The organism is Rhizobium mesosinicum, from assembly GCF_019511345.1.
Classification (GTDB): domain Bacteria; phylum Pseudomonadota; class Alphaproteobacteria; order Rhizobiales; family Rhizobiaceae; genus Rhizobium; species Rhizobium mesosinicum.
The window spans coordinates 226,502-244,267 of record NZ_JAEUAK010000006.1; the positions used below are offsets into that span (position 1 = coordinate 226,502).

Consider the following 17,766-nt stretch of genomic DNA (forward strand, 5'->3'; position numbering starts at 1 on the left):
ATTCGCGATGACATGGGGAGTTTTGCGGTTCACCGATGCGCAAGCCGAAGGGAGGGCTGCTGATGAACATACATATCGGTCAGGGCGACATCGCGGAGCGGATCCGCTCGATCGTTGCTGATCTTCGATCCCTCGAGGGACCACTGCTCCCCATTCTGCATGAGGTTCAGGACCAGTTCGGTTACGTGCCGCGGGAGGCTCTGCCAGTCATCGCTGACGAGCTCAACCTTTCCCGCGCCGAGGTCCACGGTGTCGTAACCTTCTATCATGATTATCGTGATCATCCTGCCGGTCGGCACGTGCTGAAGCTCTGTCGCGCCGAAGCCTGCCAGTCGATGGGTGGTGACGCACTGGCCGAGCGTATCAAGGTCCTGCTCGGCATCGATTTTCATCAAACGACACTCGACGGCGGCGTGACCCTGGAGCCTGTATACTGTCTCGGTCTCTGTGCCTGCGCGCCAGCCGCCATGTTCGATGGCGAAGTGCATGGTCGCGTCGATGACGAATTGGCGGCCGAACTCGTCGAGGAGGCGCGCCGATGACTGTGAAGATTTATGTTCCGCGCGATGCCGCAGCGCTCTCGCTCGGGGCCGAGAAGGTGGCAAAGGCGATTACCCAGGAGATCGCCGCCCGCGGCCTCGATGCGACCGTCGTGCGCAACGGCTCGCGCGGAATGTTCTGGCTGGAGCCGTTGGTCGAGGTTGAGGTTTCCGGGAAACGAGTCGGCTATGGGCCAGTCAAGGCGAAGGATGTCGCGGGGCTGTTCGATGCGGGACTGCTGGACGGTGGGGCGCATGCGCTCTGTCTTGAGGAGGTCGAGGACCTGCCTTTCCTAAAGGGCCAGACCCGTCTCACCTTTGCCCGCTGCGGCATTACCGATCCGCTTTCGCTTGAGGATTACGAAGCGCATGGGGGGCTCGCCGGTCTTCGCCGCGCACTGTCGATGCAGTCTGCCGATATCGTCAAGGAAGTCACCGATTCCGGCCTTCGCGGCCGCGGCGGCGCCGGTTTTCCGACCGGCATCAAATGGAAGACGGTGCTCGATGCGGCGGGTTCGCGCAAGTATATCGTCTGCAATGCAGATGAGGGCGACAGCGGTACCTTCGCCGACCGGATGATCATGGAGGGCGATCCCTTCGTGCTCATCGAAGGCATGGCGATTGCGGGGTTGGCAACGGGAGCCACGAAAGGTTTCGTCTATACGCGTTCGGAGTATCCGCATGCCATCGCCACGATGACGGAGGCGGTGGAGATCGCCCGCAAGGCCGGCATTCTCGGCACTTCGGTGCTCGGCTCCGGCAAGACCTTCGACATGGAGATCCGCACTGGTGCAGGCGCTTATGTGTGCGGCGAGGAGACGGCGCTGCTCAACAGCCTTGAAGGCAAGCGGGGGGTCGTGCGCGCCAAGCCGCCGCTGCCGGCGCATAAGGGCCTGTTTGACTGTCCGACCGTCATCAATAACGTCATCTCGCTCGCCTCTGTGCCTGTGATCATGGACAAGGGGGCTCCCTTCTATCGCGATTTCGGCATGGGCCGGTCACGCGGCACCATTCCGCTGCAGATCGCCGGTAACGTGAAATATCGCGGTCTTTATGAAACCGCCTTCGGCCTGTCGCTCGGCGATATCGTCGAGAAGATCGGCGGAGGTACGGCGTCCGGCCGGCCAGTGAAAGCGGTGCAGGTGGGCGGGCCGCTCGGAGCCTATTTCCCGCGCGCGCTCTTTGACACGCCGTTCGACTACGAGGCCTTTGCGGCCAAGGACGGCCTAATCGGCCATGCCGGCCTCGTCGTCTTCGACGATACTGCCGATATGCTGAAGCAGGCCCGTTTCGCAATGGAATTCTGCGCAGTGGAAAGCTGCGGCAAGTGCACGCCCTGCCGCATCGGCTCGACACGCGGCGTCGAAACCGCCGACAAGATCGCGCAGGGCGTCGATCCGGAAAGGAACCGCGAGCTGCTGGCCGACCTCTGCAATACGATGAAATTCGGTTCGCTCTGCGCGCTCGGCGGCTTCACGCCCTATCCCGTGATGAGCGCCATGACGCACTTTCCCGAAGATTTTGCCCCGACTCCTCTCATAGAAGCGGCCGAATAGACCATGTCTCTTGTTCACGAAATCGACTACGGAACGCCGGCCTCGAAATCCGAAACGATGGTGACGCTGACCATCGACGGCCGTCAGGTGACAGTTCCTGAGGGGACCTCGATCATGCGCGCCTCTATGGAGGCCGGCATCGAAGTGCCGAAGCTCTGCGCGACCGATATGGTCGATGCCTTCGGTTCCTGTCGCCTCTGTCTGATCGAGATCGACGGCCGCAATGGAACGCCTGCTTCCTGCACCACGCCGGTGGCATCCGGCATCGTCGTCCATACGCAGACCGAGCGGCTGAAGAATATCCGTCGCGGCGTCATGGAGCTTTATATCTCCGACCATCCGCTCGACTGTCTGACCTGCGCTGCCAACGGTGACTGCGAGCTGCAGGACATGGCCGGCGCCGTTGGTCTTCGGGACGTGCGTTATGGCTATGAGGGCGACAATCATGTCAAGGCCCGCAACAATGGCGAGATCAATCTGAAATGGATGCCGAAGGACGAGTCCAATCCCTACTTCACCTATGATCCGTCAAAGTGCATCGTCTGCTCCCGCTGCGTGCGCGCCTGCGAGGAAGTGCAAGGCACTTTCGCGCTGACGATCGAAGGGCGCGGTTTTGATTCGTGCGTTTCACCCGGCATGCACGAGCATTTCGTCGAGTCCGAATGTGTGTCCTGCGGCGCCTGCGTACAGGCCTGCCCCACGGCGACGCTGACGGAAAAATCGGTCATCCGCATCGGCCAACCGGAACACTCGGCCGTGACGACCTGCGCATATTGCGGCGTCGGCTGCTCCTTCAAGGCGGAAATGCGTGGCGAGGAGCTGGTGCGCATGGTGCCGTGGAAGGACGGTCAGGCCAACCGCGGCCATTCCTGCGTCAAGGGCCGCTTCGCCTATGGCTACTCGACTCACAAGGACCGCATCCTCAATCCGATGATCCGAGAGAAGGTGACGGATCCCTGGCGTGAAGTGACCTGGGACGATGCCTATGCGCATGTTGCTTCCGAGTTTCGCCGCATCCAGTATCAATATGGCCGCGACGCAATCGGCGGCATCACATCGTCTCGTTGCACCAATGAAGAGACTTATCTTGTCCAGAAGCTGGTCCGCGCCGGCTTCGGCAACAACAATGTCGATACATGCGCGCGCGTTTGCCACTCGCCGACAGGCTATGGGCTGGGTCAGGCCTTCGGCACCTCAGCCGGCACGCAGGATTTCGATAGCGTCGAGCAGTCCGATGTGGTCGTCATTATCGGCGCCAACCCGACAGATGGTCACCCGGTCTTCGCTTCGCGTCTCAAGAAGCGGCTACGGCAGGGCGCCAAACTTGTTGTCATCGATCCGCGCCGCACCGATATCGTCCGCTCGCCGCATGTGGAGGCTTCTTATCATCTGCCGCTGAAGCCTGGCACCAACGTCGCTGTTATGACGGCGCTGGCGCATGTGATCGTGACCGAAGGCCTTTATGATGAGAAGTTCATCCGCGAGCGCTGCGATTGGTCGGAGTTCGAGGATTGGGCAGCTTTCGTGGCGGAACCGCAGCACAGCCCGGAAGCCGTCGAGAAATTCACCGGCGTCAACCCGGAAGACGTGCGCGGCGCTGCCCGGCTCTATGCGACAGGCGGCAATGGTGCCATCTATTACGGCCTCGGCGTGACCGAACACAGCCAGGGCTCTACGACCGTCATGGCGATCGCCAATCTCGCCATGGCGACCGGCAATATCGGCCGTCCCGGCGTCGGCGTGAATCCGCTGCGCGGCCAGAACAATGTGCAGGGCTCCTGCGACATGGGATCCTTCCCGCATGAACTGCCGGGCTATCGCCACATCTCAGACGATGCGACGCGCGATATTTTTGAAAAGCTCTGGGGCGTGAAGCTCAACAACGAGCCGGGCCTGCGTATTCCGAATATGCTGGACGCTGCCGTCGACGGCTCCTTCAAGGGTATCTATATCCAGGGCGAAGATATCCTGCAGTCCGATCCGGACACCAAACATGTCGCCGCCGGTCTTGCCGCGATGGAATGTGTCGTCGTGCAGGATCTTTTCCTGAACGAGACGGCGAACTATGCTCATGTCTTCCTGCCGGGCTCTACCTTCCTGGAAAAGGACGGCACCTTCACCAATGCCGAGCGCCGCATCAACCGCGTGCGCAAGGTCATAACGCCACGCAACGGCTATGGCGACTGGGAAGTGACGCAGAAGCTCGCCCAGGCCATGGGCCTCGACTGGCACTATACGCATCCGTCCGAGATCATGGATGAGATTGCCGCGACGACGCCGAGCTTCGCTTCGGTCTCGTACGACTATCTTGAAAAGATGGGCTCCGTTCAGTGGCCCTGCAACGAGAAACATCCGCTCGGCTCGCCGATCATGCATGTGGACGGATTCGTGCGCGGCAAGGGCAAGTTTATCCGCACAGAATATGTGGCGACCGACGAGCGCACAGGTCCGCGCTTCCCGTTGCTTCTCACCACCGGCCGCATCCTTAGCCAGTATAATGTCGGGGCTCAGACACGCCGTACCGATAATGTCGTCTGGCATTCCGAAGACAGGCTGGAGATACACCCGCATGATGCCGAGCAGCGCGGCATCCGCGATGGCGACTGGGTGAAGCTTGGCAGCCGCTCGGGCGATACGACACTTCGCGCTTTGATCACCGATCGCGTGGCGCCCGGCGTCGTCTATACCACCTTCCATCATCCGGATACGCAGGCAAACGTCATCACCACCGATTTCTCCGATTGGGCGACGAACTGCCCGGAATACAAGGTGACGGCGGTGCAGGTTTCGCCCTCCAACGGCCCGTCGGAATGGCAGATCGAGTATGACGAGCAGGCCCGCCAGTCCCGCCGCATCGCCGGCAAGATGGAGGCGGCGGAATAATGACGGAACGGCCGACCCGCATAAGCGTGACGAAGATTGCCCGGAGGGGCGGCGTCATGACACGGGGCGAGCGTATCGTACCCGAGGAAGTGCCGATCGCCTTTTCCTATGGCGGCAGTTCGCATGCGGTCATGATGGGCACGCCTGCCGATCTCGAGGATTTCGCGGTTGGCTTCAGCCTGACGGAAGGCATCATCACCGACCGCAGCCAGGTCGCCGGTATCGAGTTCCTCAAGGACGAGAAGGGCATTGATGTCCAGGTGACGCTTGTCGACGATGTCGAGGATGCTTTGAGGCGGCGGCGGCGCAGCATGGCGGGACCTGTCGGTTGCGGCCTTTGCGGCATCGAATCGATCGAGCAGGCGGTTCGCACCGTGCCAAACGTTTCCGAGGCCGAGCTGTCGCTGTCGCATGCCGATATCGTGCAGGCGATTGCTCTGCTTAACGATTCCCAGCCGCTGCATCGCGAGACGCGCGCCGTTCATGGGGCAGGCTTCTACGTCCCCGGCAAGGGATTGATCGCCGTGCGTGAGGATGTCGGCCGGCACAATGCGCTCGACAAACTCTGTGGTGCCGTCATCAGGACGGGAGAGGCCGGCGCTTCCGGCGCTGTTACCGTCACCAGCCGGCTCTCCGTCGAAATGGTGCAAAAGACGGCGATCCTCGGCGCACCCGTGCTAATCGCCATATCCGCGCCGACCGCACTTGCCATCCGCACGGCCGAAGAAGCGGGCATGACGCTTGTCGCTCTCGTGCGCGGCGAGGATTTCGAGATTTTCAGCCACCCGCATCGCTTGTCGCCCGGAAGCATCGCCGATGTCGCATGATACCAAGACCAAGCTTGTCTATATGGCAAACCAGATTGCAACCTTCTTCAAGACCCAGCCCGAAAGCGAGGCTGCGCAGGGGGTGGCGACGCATATCAACAAATTTTGGGAGCCGCGTATGCGGCGACAACTCTTCGAAATCCTGGAAAAGCAAGACAATGGCCTAGACGCGCTCGTGCTGCAGGCCGTTCCTCTGATCCGCAAACCGGAGCCGGCAGAACAGCCGCTTCGATAAAGCAACATCGGCGCATGAAAGAGGCGAGGCCGGATCAGCCCGCTTGCACATGCGCCTGTGAAAGCCAGGTCTGAATCAAGGAGGAGTTGTTCATGACTGCAGCGGATACTAGTTCAGGCGGAATTCCGGCAGGCGCGGGCCTGCTGGATCGCGAAAGGATCATCGCAAAACCCGGTTTCAACCGGTGGCTCGTACCGCCGGCCGCGCTCGCCATCCATCTTTGCATCGGCATGGCCTATGGCTTCAGCGTGTTCTGGCTGCCGCTGTCGAAATCTCTCGGCATTACCGCTTCGACGGCCTGCCCGGATCTGACGCTGGTATCGGCCCTCTTCACCACGACCTGCGACTGGCGCGTTGCCGACCTCGGCTGGATCTATACACTCTTCTTCGTGCTGCTCGGTTCGTCCGCTGCCATGTGGGGCGGCTGGCTCGAGCGGGTCGGTCCGCGCAAGGCGGGCGTCGTCTCGGCCTGCTGCTGGTGCGGCGGCATCATCATCGCAGCTTTCGGCGTCATTTCGCATCAGCTCTGGATCATGTGGATCGGCGCCGGCGTGGTCGGCGGCATCGGCCTCGGTCTCGGCTACATTTCACCAGTTTCAACGCTTATCAAATGGTTTCCGGACCGACGCGGCATGGCGACCGGCATGGCGATCATGGGTTTTGGTGGCGGTGCAATGATCGGCGCTCCGCTGGCCAACCTGCTGATGAACAGCTTCAGGACGGATACGTCCGTCGGCGTCTGGCAGACCTTCCTCGTCATGGCGGCCATCTATTTCGTCTTCATGATCGGTGGTGCCTTCGGCTACCGTATTCCGCCGGCCGGCTGGCGTCCGGAAGGCTGGACGCCGCCTGCCGCCAAAAGCACGATGATCACGACCAAGCACGTGCATCTGCGCGATGCTCACAAGACGAAACAGTTCTGGCTGATCTGGGCGGTGCTCTGCCTCAATGTGTCGGCTGGTATCGGCGTTATCGGCATGGCTTCGCCGATGCTGCAGGAAATCTTCGCCGGTTCGCTGATTGGGTTGCCGGATATCGGCTTTGCGCAGCTTAACGCCGGTCAGAAGGCGTCAATTGCGACGATCGCTGCCGGCTTTGCAGGTTTGCTCTCGCTCTTCAATATCGGCGGCCGGTTCTTCTGGGCTTCGCTGTCCGACAAGATCGGCCGCAAGAATACCTACTATACCTTCTTCATTCTCGGCATCGTGCTTTATGCTGCGGCTCCGACACTGGCAGATATAGGCAACAAGGCCCTCTTCGTCCTTGCCTTCGGCATCATCCTGTCGATGTATGGCGGCGGCTTCGCAACTATCCCCGCCTATCTCGCCGATATCTTCGGCACGCAGTTCGTCGGCGCGATCCACGGTCGCCTGCTGACGGCCTGGGCAACAGCCGGGATCGTCGGGCCTGTCGTCGTCAACTATATCCGCGAAGCACAGATCGCTGCTGGCGTGGCGCCCGGACCGGCGCTCTATACGGGCACGATGTACATTCTCGCCTGCATGCTGGCGCTCGGCCTGATCGCCAATGCGTTCGTCCGGCCGCTCTCCGACAAATGGTTCATGTCGGATGATGAAGTCGCTGCATTTCAGGCGAGGAGCGCTGCGGTCAATGCTGGCCCCACAGGCTCCTTCGGTATTGGCACGGGCGGTCTCGATGTCAAGGCGGCGCTTGCCTGGGCGGTGGTCGGTATTCCGCTGCTCTGGGGCGTCTGGGTCACGCTGAAGGCGACCCTGGCATTGTTCGGTTAAAAGCTCCCTTGCTGAGCTGCAGGGAGATGGGATTGGAGGAGACCGGGCGAGAAGCTTCCCGCCCGGTTTAGGAGGATCATTTGCAGGAACAAGCTTGGCAAAGCTTGACGAGGCTGGCCTCGAAACTGCTTGTCTCCAACGACATTGCGAGGCCGAACCTCCGGCACACAAGGAGAGCTTGAACAACAAAAACCGCTTGTGGGGCGGGTTCCTCGTTCATGTCATATCGCCAAGCGATCAGGCGGCCAGTTCGTCGGTCTCGTTTTCCTTGAACATCTTTGCGAGGTTCAGGAAGCAGATCATGCCGTTTTCGGAAGCTATGATACCTTCGCAGAAAGCACGGTCGAAGGAAGCAGTTACTTCCGGAACGGGTTGTACCTGGCTGGAAGAAATCGTCAGAATGTCGGAAACACGATCAACCAGCATGCCGATGACCATATTATGCACTTCGGCGACGACAATGGCGCTGCGCTCATTGGCGACAGTGCTCTTCATGCCGAGCTTGTAGGCAAGGTCGATGATCGGGATGACCGAACCGCGCAGATTCATGACACCGATGACATCTGCCGGAGAGTGCGGGATCGGCGTCGACGGCGCCCAGCCACGGATTTCGCGGATGGTCGTGGTCTTGACGCAGAATTCCTGATCATGCAGGCGGAAGGCAATGATTTCGAGCGTATCGCCGCTGAAGCTAGTGGAATTGATCGTGGCCATTAGAATTCTTCCCAACTGTCGTAAGCCAGGGCAGAAGCGGATGCGCCACCATTGGCGCGGACGAGCTTTGCCTTCACCCCACGCGATGGCTTTGCACTTAGCGAAGCATCGTTACGGTTATCGAAGACATTAACGGAAGAGTGTTGCGCAAATCTAAACTGCAGGACGAGATTGCGAAGGGTTTCTGTCTCGGACGAAAGTCGGGCGCTTGCCACCGTCGCCTCCTCCACCCCTGGAGGCATTCTGCTGGGTGCTCTGATCCAGAACGTGGACGGCTTTATTGATCGACAAGCCCAGCCGATTGTTCGCACGAGGATTTGACGGTCGCCGTAATATATTCTGCTTTGCTTCAGGTGAGGGTTTTTTCGATCTGCTCTACCGCCCAATCCACCTGTTCCTTATTGATGACGAGTGGTGGTGCAAAGCGAATCGTGTGGTCGTGCGTATCCTTGGCAAGAAGACCGCGATCCTTTAGCGCATAGCAATATTGCCGGGCACCACCGGCCTCCGGCTCCAATTCGACCGCGAGCATCAGGCCACGGCCGCGCACATCCTTGACGATATTGGAGCGAATGGAGCGCAAACCTTCGAGGAAGTAGTCGCCCATCGTCTCGGCGTTCCGGATCATTCCTTCTTCGGTCAATACCGTCAGCGCCGCGCGGGCGACCGCACAGGCCAGTGGGTTGCCGCCGAAGGTCGAGCCGTGCTGGCCGGGCTTGAGCACGCCAAGGACTTCCGAGTTCGAAAGCACGGCCGAGACCGGATAAAAGCCGCCGGAAAGCGCCTTGCCGATGAGCGTCACGTCGGCTTCGATGCCTTCATGTTCTTCGGCGAGCAGCTTGCCGGTGCGTCCAAGACCGGTCTGAATTTCGTCGAGGATGAGCGTGACATTGTTTGCCGTGCAGAGTTCGCGCACGCGGGTGAAATAACCGGCTGGCGGAATGATGACGCCAGCCTCGCCCTGGATCGGCTCGATCAGTGTTGCGACGGTGTTGGCGTTGATGGCCGCCGCGAAGGCCTCGGCATCACCGAAAGGAACGATGCGGAAGCCCGGCGTGTAAGGGCCGAAGCCGGTACGGGCGTCGGGATCAGTCGAGAAGCTGATGATGCTCAACGTGCGGCCGTGGAAATTGTTGGCGCAGACAATGATCTCCGCCTTGCCCTCCGGCACGCCCTTCACCTCATAGCCCCATTTGCGGCCTGCCTTTATGGCGGTCTCAACGGCTTCCGCGCCTGAGTTCATCGGCAGGATCTTGTGGGAGCCGGTCAGTGCTGCCAACTCCTCGTAGAGATAGGCGAGCTGGTCGTTGCGGAAGGCGCGTGAGGTGAGTGTCAGGCGGCCGGCCTGCTCGACCATGGCGGCAAGAATTTTCGGATGGCAGTGGCCCTGGTTGACGGCGGAATAGGCCGAGAGGCAGTCGAGGTAGCGCTTGCCATCCGTATCCCAGACATGAACACCTTCACCCCGCGTCAGCACGACATCAAGCGGCTTGTAGTTATTGGCTCCAAGACGCTGTTCGGTGGCGATGAGGTTCGACGAGATGTTCATGGCCGGTGCTCCCTTATGCGGCGCGTGTAGGACGATCGAAGATACGGCGGCCGAAGAGGCTTGCCGTCATCTCCACCATGATGCGGGCGCTCTTGCCGCGGTCATCAAGGAAAGGATTGAGTTCGACGAGGTCGAGCGAGGAGACGAGGCCGCTGTCGGACAGCATCTCCATGATAAGGTGGGCTTCGCGGAAAGTGGCGCCGCCGGGCACGGTGGTGCCGACGCCAGGTGCAAAATCGGGATCTAGGAAATCGACGTCGAAGCTGACATGCAGCAGGCCGTTTGCCTTTTCGACCGTTTCCAGAATCTGGCGGAGGATTACAGCCACGCCCTGTTCGTCTAGCGAGCGCATGTCGAAGACGTTGACGCCGTGTTTGCGGATTTCGACCCGCTCGGAAGCATCGACCGAGCGGATGCCTACCTGGAAGATCTTCTGGGGATCAACGAGTGGACGGTCCCTCGGCAGGATGTGGGCAAAATCCGCGAGACCGCAGAAGAAGGCGACGGGCATGCCGTGAATATTGCCCGACGGCGAGGTCTCCGGCGTATTGAAATCCGAATGGGCGTCGAGCCACAGCACGAAGAGCGGGCGATCCATTTCCGCGGCATAACGCGCCATCCCCGAGACGCTCCCCATTGAAAGGCTGTGGTCTCCGCCAAGGATCAGCGGGAAGTGGCCGGCTTTCGCCGCATCATAGGTGGCTGCTTCGAGCGCACGCGTATAGGCGCCAACGACGCGGAGATTATGTGCCTTCGGATGATTGGGAAGGTCCCTGGCCGGGACGATGCTGAGATCCCCGGTATCGACAACGGTGTGGCCGAGGTCGGCCAGCGCCTTGTCGATACCCGCGATGCGCAATGCTGTCGGCCCCATGCCCGCGCCTCTGCGGCCGGAACCCTCTTCAAGGGGAACACCAATAAGAGCGACAGATTGAGTTTGTACTTCCATTCCTAGGGCTCCGTTGTGAGGCCTGTTTCGGCCAATAGTGGGATAAAGTGGTGGTAGCAAATAGATGGAAAAATGTCAGAAATGGATTATGATTGCGCAGATTGATAAAGCTAATTCGACAAAGTGAACAACGTGGACGACCTCGACAACGAGCTTTTGAGTGCGCTTCGGCATAATGCGCGAATCTCCGTCTCCTCGCTTGCCGCCATGACCGGTGCTTCACGGGCGACAGTCGCCACGCGCATCGACCGGCTGGTCGAAAACGGCACGATCGCCGGCTTCACGATCCGCACCGGTCACGAGACGCGTTCGGCAGGTGTTCGGGCGATCGTCATGATCGAGGTGCACGGGAAGCTTGCCGACAAGGTCGCTTCCCAACTGCGCGGCCTGCCGCAGGTGCGCGCGCTGCACAGCACCAATGGCAAATGGGACTTCGTCGCCGAGCTGGAAGACCGTGATCTCGTCTCCTTCGACGAAACGCTGCGCCGGATACGCCTCATCGACGGCATCAATACTACCGAAACCAACATTCTGCTGAAGACCAGCAAGACGAGCTTTTAGGCTTCAGTCTTCCAGGCGGGCCTCAATATTCATGCTCGTAGACGATGCCGGCTTCGCCTGCGCCATTGCCGCCGGCAGCACCCCGCAGCTTCACGCCGCGGCCGACGTCCAGATTGATGATGGCCTTCGCGCCGGCTTCTCCGCCCTGCTGCAGCTCGAAATACGTCCGTTCGTTGAGATAGCGGCCGACACTGACGCTGGTCCGGCCCTTTTCGTCCGTGCTGATGTCAAGGTCGTCAACGCCGAGCTGGTTGCGGAGCCCTTCGAAGAGCGAGGTCGAGCGATTGCCGGCGAGCTGGCTGACCGCATCGGCAAGCTGGGCGATTTGCACCGGCGACAGCCTGGACATGGATTGACCGAAGATGAGCTGGGCCAGCACTTCGTCCTGCGGCAGGGCAGGCGACGAGGAGAAGGTTATGGCGGGGTCGGTCGCGAGGCCTGCGACATCCACCGTGAGCGTCGTCGTACCTGACGTGGACGTGGCCTCCAAGTCGAGGGCGGGCGTCAGGTCGCCGGCAAATGTGATGCGGCTGCGATCGGAGAAATCGAGACGGCGATTGAGGATCGTCAGGCGACCGCGGCGCATGGTGAAGGCACCAGCAACTTCGGGCGCGGCAGCCGAGCCGCGGATCGTGATATTACCGCCGACTTCCGCGTCGATGCCACGGCCGCGCACGAAAATCTGCGAGGGTGCATCGAGCTCGATATCCAGCATGATGGTCGAGGATTTTCCCCGGGGCTGCTGTTGAGCATTGTCCCTGAGCTGGGCGAGCACGGCGGGCGGCGCATGGATATGGCGGATATCGATTTCACGCAGCGATGTCGGCAGCCTCTCCGGCACGGTGATGGAAGCCTTGTCGATGCGAAGCCTGCCGTTCAACGTGGGATTGGAAAGCAGCGGTCCCTTAAGGCCGAGCGTGCCGTCGACCGTTGCGACAACCAGCGTGCCGTCGACATAGACCGCGCGGTCCAGGCGGATGGAAAGATCGGCGGGGAAGGTACCGCTGATGCCAACCGAACCGCTCGCCGAGATCGAGCCGCCGCTTGCGAGCCTGCCGTTCAGCCGCGAAATGACGGCCTGCTGGCCGTTGAACGTAATGGTCGCGCCGAGGCCTTCGAGGGCGAGGTTGCGGCGCACGTCGATCAGCTTTGCGCCATCAGTGGTGACCGTTCCGTTGATGACAGGGGCAGTCGTCGTGCCGCTTAGTTCCAGGTTTACATTGGCGACGCCTTCGGCAACGAGACCCTGCTGGGCGAGCTGTGCGCCGAGAACGGCGAAGGGGAGGCTTCCGTTGAAGCGCATCGACATGGCGCGGTTGCCTGTCATTGTAAGAGTGCCGCCGCCTTTCAGCGACAACCCGCCGTCGCCGGCAAGGCTGGTATCGACCGTCAGCTTGTTGTCGGTCAGCTTGCCGTTGGCGCCGAGGGTGAGCGGCGCAAGGCCGGCGCCCTTCGTCTGGCTCGTTTCGGCGTTCTTCCAGTCGACCTTGAAATCGACCGAGGGAAGGGGGAGCGATCCCGAGGCAGTCGCTGTCGCCGTAATGGCGCCTTCGGCACCAAGGTTCGGAACGAAGCCATTGGCGACGGCCGCCGGCAGATTGGTGACATCGGCCTTGGCATTGACCCCCTTGATACTCGTTCCGGCTATGTCGAGATTACCCGACGCCTTCAACGAGACACCGCCATCGCCGCTGAGATTGGCATCGAAATCCAGCCGATCCTTGCTGAGTTTTCCCGAGGCGGCGAGCGCCAGGCCAGAAAGGCCGGCAGTCCTGGTGTGTTTCGTTCCGGCGTTCTTCCAGTCGATTTTGAAATCGGCTGAGGGCGCGGCGAGCGTGCCGGATGCAATGGCCGTTGCCGTGATGGTGCCTTCTGCTCCAAGATCCTGAACGAAGCCATTGGCGACGGCGGCCGGCAGATTGGCAATATCGGCCTTTGCATCGATGCCCTGGATTGTGGTGCCAGCGAGCGCAAGATTACCGGCGGCCTTCAGCGAGACGCCCTTGCCATTGAGATTGGCATCGAAATCCAGCCGGTCGCTGACATATTTGCCCGAAGCGGCGATTGCGAGGCCTGAGAGGCCGGCAGTCTTCGTCTGGCTTGTTGCTGCGTTTGCCCAGTCGAGCTTGAAATCGACCACCGGTTCTGTCGGTGTGCCCGAGGTGACGGCAGTGCCGGAGATTATGCCCTCGGCGCCAAGACCGGGCACGAAGCCATTGGCGAGGTTTGCCGGCAGGCTGGCAATGTCGGCGTTGACGGCGAGGTCCCGAATGGCGGTGCCATCGATCGTCACGCCGCCGTTCGCCTTCAGCAGCGCGCCATTGCCGCTGCCGAGATTGGCATCGAAATCGACCCTGTTATTTTCATATTTGCCGGTGGCCTTGGCAGAAAGATCAGTGAGGCCGTTGCTCCTTGTCTGGCGGGTCCCCGCATTCGCCCAGGCCAGATCGAAGGTGACTGCCGGTGTGGGCAGCGAGCCGGAGGCCGACGCCTTGCCGGAAATCGTGCCTTCGGCGCCCAGATCGGGAACGAAGCCGTTGGCAAGGCCGGCTGGAAGGTTTGCGAGATCGGCATCGACCTTCAGATTGCGCACTGCCGTCCCAGCAAGCTCGACATTGCCCGTCGCCTTCAGCGACAGGGCCTTCGGTCCGGCGAGGTTGACATCGAAATCGAGCTTCTGGTCGGCAAAACGGCCGGTCGCCGCAAGATCCAGTCCGGTCAGACCAGCCATCTTGGTGTGCCGTGTCGCGGCGTCCTGCCACCTGAGCTTGAAATCCGCAGCCGGTGCGGCAGGCGTCCCTGACGCCGAGGCAGTGCCGGAAATCACACCGCCGGCATCGAGATCCTTCACGAAACCGTTGGCAATATTGGCTGGAACATTCGCAAGATTTGCGTCGATCTTGATGTCGCCGATCGTGCCTCCCGTAATAGCCACATTACCGAGCGCTTTCAGCGATAGTCCGTCCTTGCCGGTGAGCGCCGTATCGAAATCGAGCTTGTTGTCCGCAAACTTGCCGGATGCGTTCAGCGACAGACCCGCAAGCCTTGCGCTCTTTGTCTGGCTTGTCGCGGCGCCTTTCCAGTTCAGCTTGAAATCGGCCACTGGCGCTGTGGGCGTGCCCGTTGCCGTGACCGTTCCCGAAACCGTACCTTCGGCAGCAAGATCGGGAACAAAGCCATTGGCGACCTTTGCCGGCAGGCTGACGATGTCGGCGCTGATATCAAGGGTCGGGCCGTTCGGATCCGCAAGACCGACGTCGCCTGCCGCCTTCAGGGAAAGACCGTCAGCGCCGCTAATGCCGCCATCGAAGTTCAGCTTGTTGTCGGCGAAGGTGCCAGATGTCGAGATGCCGAGAGGGGCGATGCCGGCGCCCCTCGTATGGCTGGTGGCCGCATCCTTCCAGTCGAGCTTGAAATTGACGACGGGGGCGGCCGCTGTCCCGGTTACGTTCACCGTACCGGAAATCGTGCCGTCAGCGGCAAGATTAGGAACGAAGCTATTGGCAAGGCTTGCCGGCAGGTCGGTGATGACGGCATCGAGCTTCAGCGTCTCGCCGGCCGAACCGGTGACCGATACCGAGCCGCTGCCAGTCTTGACGGTGAGACCGTTCAGGCTGGCAACTCCCTTGGTGATGTTGACCTGTGCGGGTGACGCCAGTTCGACCGGAATGTTATGCGGCTTGGCGGCGAAGCGGTCGAGACTGAGATCGATCATGCCGCCTGCGGACTGCACGCTGCCTGCGGCCTGCAGCGGATTGCCGTCATAGCCTGCATCCAATTTGAAGTCGGTGCGGGTTTGCTGCTGGACGAAATCGAGCGCGATGCCTGTGAGCTTATTGGTCCCGACGCCGAACTCGTCGGCCCTTATCGTGCCGCTGGCTGCAAAAGCCTTGATATCGCTGACGGTCACGTCGATCGTCGGCTTGGCAATCGTCAGCCTGTCGCGGCGAATGCCGCTGCCGTTGGCAGCAACCTTGAGCGCAATCTTGCCGTCATTGCCGGTAATGTCGACTGAACCCTTGAGGTCGCCTTCCGCCTTCTGGCCGCCGAGAGCGGCAAGCAGGCTGATATCAGGGAAGTCGAAGGTCAGCGCACCAGCCGGCATCATGTCTGACGAAAGCGTGAGGTTGCCCGCCAGGCGATTGCTGCCGATATCGGCTGTCAGCGCGGGGATAGAGATGATCCCCTTCTCGGATTTGACGTCCCCATTGATGCCGATCGTCTGGCCGTCGATCGTGCCGGTCGCCGCAATCTGGCCATGCGGAGCAGCAGGATCGGCGGAGCCTGTCAGATCGATGTTGAGATTGCCGACCTTGCGATCGGCCATTTGCAGGCTGGCGGCTTTCACATTGGCGGTAAGTGCAAGGGCCGGAAGTGTGCCGCTTGCCTTGACGCTATAATCCGCTTCCCCGCTCGTGCCTGGCAGCAGCTTGCCGATATCGGGTAGCTTGCCGGCGAGATCGGCCGTCAGCACGTCATCATCGAGCGCGACGTTGCCGCCTGCCTCGATGGTCGGGGATTTGATCGTGATGTTCGACAGCGTCACCTTGGAGGGGATCGTGCCGCCAACCTGGGTTTCGACATCGATCGGCGCGTCGAACTTTCCGGCGATAGCCGGCGGCAGGGCGGCGGGCCGGACGGTCAATTTGGCATTGCCGGTCAATGCGTTGTCAGCCAGGCGATAGGAGCCGTTGAGATCGGCGCCGATATTGGCGCTTTCGATCGTCGTACCGTTGAAGCCGATGCCGTTTCGTGAAATCTGAAGCGGAGCGACGAGCGTAATCGGTCCCTGAACCGCGCGGCTGAGGTTGGGCTCGGTGAATGTCGCGTCACCCGCTACGAGGCGCAACTGGATATCGCCGGCACTGTTGGCGAGATTGAAAGCATCGCTCTTGGCCGTGAGCTTGATGTTGCCGATATCGGCCTGCGGCATCGTGACTGAATCCAGCGATCCGCTGGCATTGATGCGTACAGCCTGCGCCTGTCCGGTCATCGCCAGATTGAGGCCTGAAATCATGAAGCGCGCTTCGCCATCGGCAAGCGGCCAGCGGAAATCGACTGGGCCCGAGGTGCCGAGCACATTGGCATTCAGGCTGTTATTGCCGGCAGGATCGAGCGTACCGGACGCGGCGATGACGACGCTGCCGGTCGCGAGATTGCCGGTCTGAATATCGATCTTGCCGCGATCGTTGAAGGTCGCGGATACATCGACATTCGTCTGGCCTGCAAAAAGCGGCCGGAATGCCATGGGAAGCAGAGAGCTCACATCGCCGCCGCCCTTGAGATCGAGATGATGCAGGCCGTCGGGCGTGATCGCGTGCTTGCCTTCCAGGGAGGCGCGTTGCTGGCCATCGAGGGCAGCCTGCAGCTTGCCGTTCCAGTCTGAGATCGGACCTTCGCCGTTGAGCGCGATATTGACGGCCGGGCTGCCGGGCAGGCCGAGAAAGCCAGCGAGCAGGCCGCCCTGCGGTTCGGCAAGCCGGGCGTTCAGTCGCAGGCGGCTGTTTGCCGGGGTGAAGGCGACATCGGCGGAGAGCTTTGCGTCGGGAACCTGGTGGCGGTTGACGTTGACAACCCCTTCACCGCCGTCACCATCGGCTCTGAGGTTACCGGTGGCCGCAAGCGAGAACGCGCGGCCGGTCAGAGGTGCTCCAAGCGCGATATCCGGCAGGGCAATGTGCTCGATATCGATCTTGAGCGGCAGCCGGAAGCCCCCGCCGCTTTCTTGCTCTGGAGTCGCTGGCCTCGAAGGCAGAGTTCGGACCGGCCGGCGGCGCACGTCGATGGAGGCGACCGAGACCTGCTTGGCGTGGAAGGTGCCGGTCAACAGCGCCAGGGGATTCCAGTCGACGGAGATGCCGCGGATTTCGGCAAATGTGCCACGCGTGTCCGACAGGGTGATCTCGGCTGCACGCAACCCGCCGGTGAGCAGGCCCTCGGGTTCGCGCACCGATATCGTCATATCGCGGTTGGAAAGCGCGGAGGCGACGTTTTCGGTGATGATACGGGCGCCGAAGGAGGTGAAGCCGAAGATCGCCAAAGCAATGACGGCAAGGATGATCGCCGCGCCGAGGCCGTAGCCGACGAGCCGCATCATCCAGTTCATGATTTTCGCCAACATTTGCATAAGAGCGGACACTATCCCGTTTTCATGACAGCTCACAGGCCGGAAAACACTGCGAAATCGGCATTGCTGATAACT

At 61.2% G+C, this 17,766-nt stretch carries 11 protein-coding genes; 7 read left to right on the forward strand and 4 right to left on the reverse strand.

What is annotated here, in order from left to right; all coding sequences use genetic code 11:
- The first annotated feature begins 62 nt into the window (after nucleotides 1–62).
- The 6 genes from JNB85_RS18030 to JNB85_RS18055 all read left to right on the forward strand — a co-directional run bounded on the left by JNB85_RS18030 (nucleotide 63) and on the right by JNB85_RS18055 (nucleotide 7,791).
- Entirely contained in the window at nucleotides 63–542 is a 480-nt protein-coding gene (locus JNB85_RS18030) for a formate dehydrogenase subunit gamma (RefSeq protein WP_220335691.1), read from the forward strand.
- Nucleotides 539–2,095 carry a formate dehydrogenase beta subunit gene (locus JNB85_RS18035; RefSeq protein WP_220335692.1) on the forward strand — a complete coding sequence of 519 codons (1,557 nt, stop codon included), beginning with the start codon at nucleotides 539–541 and terminating at the stop codon, nucleotides 2,093–2,095. Before JNB85_RS18030 ends, JNB85_RS18035 begins: the two co-directional genes overlap by 4 nt.
- Nucleotides 2,096–2,098: 3 nt before the next feature.
- Nucleotides 2,099–4,978: a formate dehydrogenase subunit alpha gene (fdhF, locus tag JNB85_RS18040; protein WP_220335693.1), complete on the forward strand. Its 2,880-nt coding sequence runs from the start codon at nucleotides 2,099–2,101 to the stop codon at nucleotides 4,976–4,978.
- A complete protein-coding gene (fdhD, locus tag JNB85_RS18045) occupies nucleotides 4,978–5,805 on the forward strand; it encodes a formate dehydrogenase accessory sulfurtransferase FdhD (RefSeq protein ID WP_220335694.1) in 828 nt (275 codons plus the stop codon). Before fdhF ends, fdhD begins: the two co-directional genes overlap by 1 nt.
- Nucleotides 5,795–6,040, forward strand: a complete 246-nt coding sequence (locus JNB85_RS18050; RefSeq protein WP_183749510.1) for a formate dehydrogenase subunit delta — start codon at nucleotides 5,795–5,797, stop codon at nucleotides 6,038–6,040. Before fdhD ends, JNB85_RS18050 begins: the two co-directional genes overlap by 11 nt.
- Before the next feature lie 92 nt (nucleotides 6,041–6,132).
- The gene (locus JNB85_RS18055; RefSeq protein WP_220335695.1) at nucleotides 6,133–7,791 is read left to right on the forward strand and encodes an OFA family MFS transporter; all 1,659 of its coding nucleotides are present in this window, start codon (nucleotides 6,133–6,135) and stop codon (nucleotides 7,789–7,791) included.
- Nucleotides 7,792–8,028: 237 nt separating this feature from the next.
- Here the strand turns inward: JNB85_RS18055 and JNB85_RS18060 are convergent, their stop codons facing one another.
- From JNB85_RS18060 to rocF, 3 genes are all read right to left on the reverse strand, one after another.
- The gene (locus JNB85_RS18060; protein WP_029868938.1) at nucleotides 8,029–8,505 is read right to left on the reverse strand and encodes a chemotaxis protein CheW; all 477 of its coding nucleotides are present in this window, start codon (nucleotides 8,503–8,505) and stop codon (nucleotides 8,029–8,031) included.
- A gap of 349 nt (nucleotides 8,506–8,854) precedes the next feature.
- Nucleotides 8,855–10,054, reverse strand: a complete 1,200-nt coding sequence (gene rocD / locus JNB85_RS18065) for an ornithine--oxo-acid transaminase (protein ID WP_220335696.1) — start codon at nucleotides 10,052–10,054, stop codon at nucleotides 8,855–8,857.
- Nucleotides 10,055–10,067: 13 nt separating this feature from the next.
- Nucleotides 10,068–11,003, reverse strand: coding sequence for an arginase (rocF, locus tag JNB85_RS18070; protein ID WP_220335697.1), 936 nt, complete (start codon nucleotides 11,001–11,003; stop codon nucleotides 10,068–10,070).
- A gap of 123 nt (nucleotides 11,004–11,126) precedes the next feature.
- Here rocF and JNB85_RS18075 point away from each other — a divergent pair, with 123 nt between their 5' ends.
- Nucleotides 11,127–11,564: an Lrp/AsnC family transcriptional regulator gene (locus JNB85_RS18075; protein ID WP_220335698.1), complete on the forward strand. Its 438-nt coding sequence runs from the start codon at nucleotides 11,127–11,129 to the stop codon at nucleotides 11,562–11,564.
- Between the two features lie 22 nt (nucleotides 11,565–11,586).
- On the opposite strand, the gene JNB85_RS18080 is transcribed toward JNB85_RS18075, so the two are convergent.
- Nucleotides 11,587–17,691 (reverse strand): translocation/assembly module TamB domain-containing protein, encoded by a 6,105-nt coding sequence (locus tag JNB85_RS18080; RefSeq protein ID WP_220335785.1) that lies wholly within the window; start codon nucleotides 17,689–17,691, stop codon nucleotides 11,587–11,589.
- Nucleotides 17,692–17,766 lie beyond the last annotated feature (75 nt).

What these genes read in the sequence shown, in the direction of transcription:
- rocF (WP_220335697.1), bottom strand. Translation starts at nt 11,003, where the DNA reads ATGGAAGTACAAACTCAATCTGTCGCTCTTATTGGTGTTCCCCTTGAA.
- JNB85_RS18030 (WP_220335691.1), top strand. Translation starts at nt 63, where the DNA reads ATGAACATACATATCGGTCAGGGCGACATCGCGGAGCGGATCCGCTCG.
- JNB85_RS18080 (WP_220335785.1), bottom strand. Translation starts at nt 17,691, where the DNA reads ATGCAAATGTTGGCGAAAATCATGAACTGGATGATGCGGCTCGTCGGC.
- JNB85_RS18035 (WP_220335692.1), top strand. Translation starts at nt 539, where the DNA reads ATGACTGTGAAGATTTATGTTCCGCGCGATGCCGCAGCGCTCTCGCTC.
- JNB85_RS18055 (WP_220335695.1), top strand. Translation starts at nt 6,133, where the DNA reads ATGACTGCAGCGGATACTAGTTCAGGCGGAATTCCGGCAGGCGCGGGC.
- fdhF (WP_220335693.1), top strand. Translation starts at nt 2,099, where the DNA reads ATGTCTCTTGTTCACGAAATCGACTACGGAACGCCGGCCTCGAAATCC.
- JNB85_RS18050 (WP_183749510.1), top strand. Translation starts at nt 5,795, where the DNA reads ATGTCGCATGATACCAAGACCAAGCTTGTCTATATGGCAAACCAGATT.
- fdhD (WP_220335694.1), top strand. Translation starts at nt 4,978, where the DNA reads ATGACGGAACGGCCGACCCGCATAAGCGTGACGAAGATTGCCCGGAGG.
- rocD (WP_220335696.1), bottom strand. Translation starts at nt 10,054, where the DNA reads ATGAACATCTCGTCGAACCTCATCGCCACCGAACAGCGTCTTGGAGCC.
- JNB85_RS18060 (WP_029868938.1), bottom strand. Translation starts at nt 8,505, where the DNA reads ATGGCCACGATCAATTCCACTAGCTTCAGCGGCGATACGCTCGAAATC.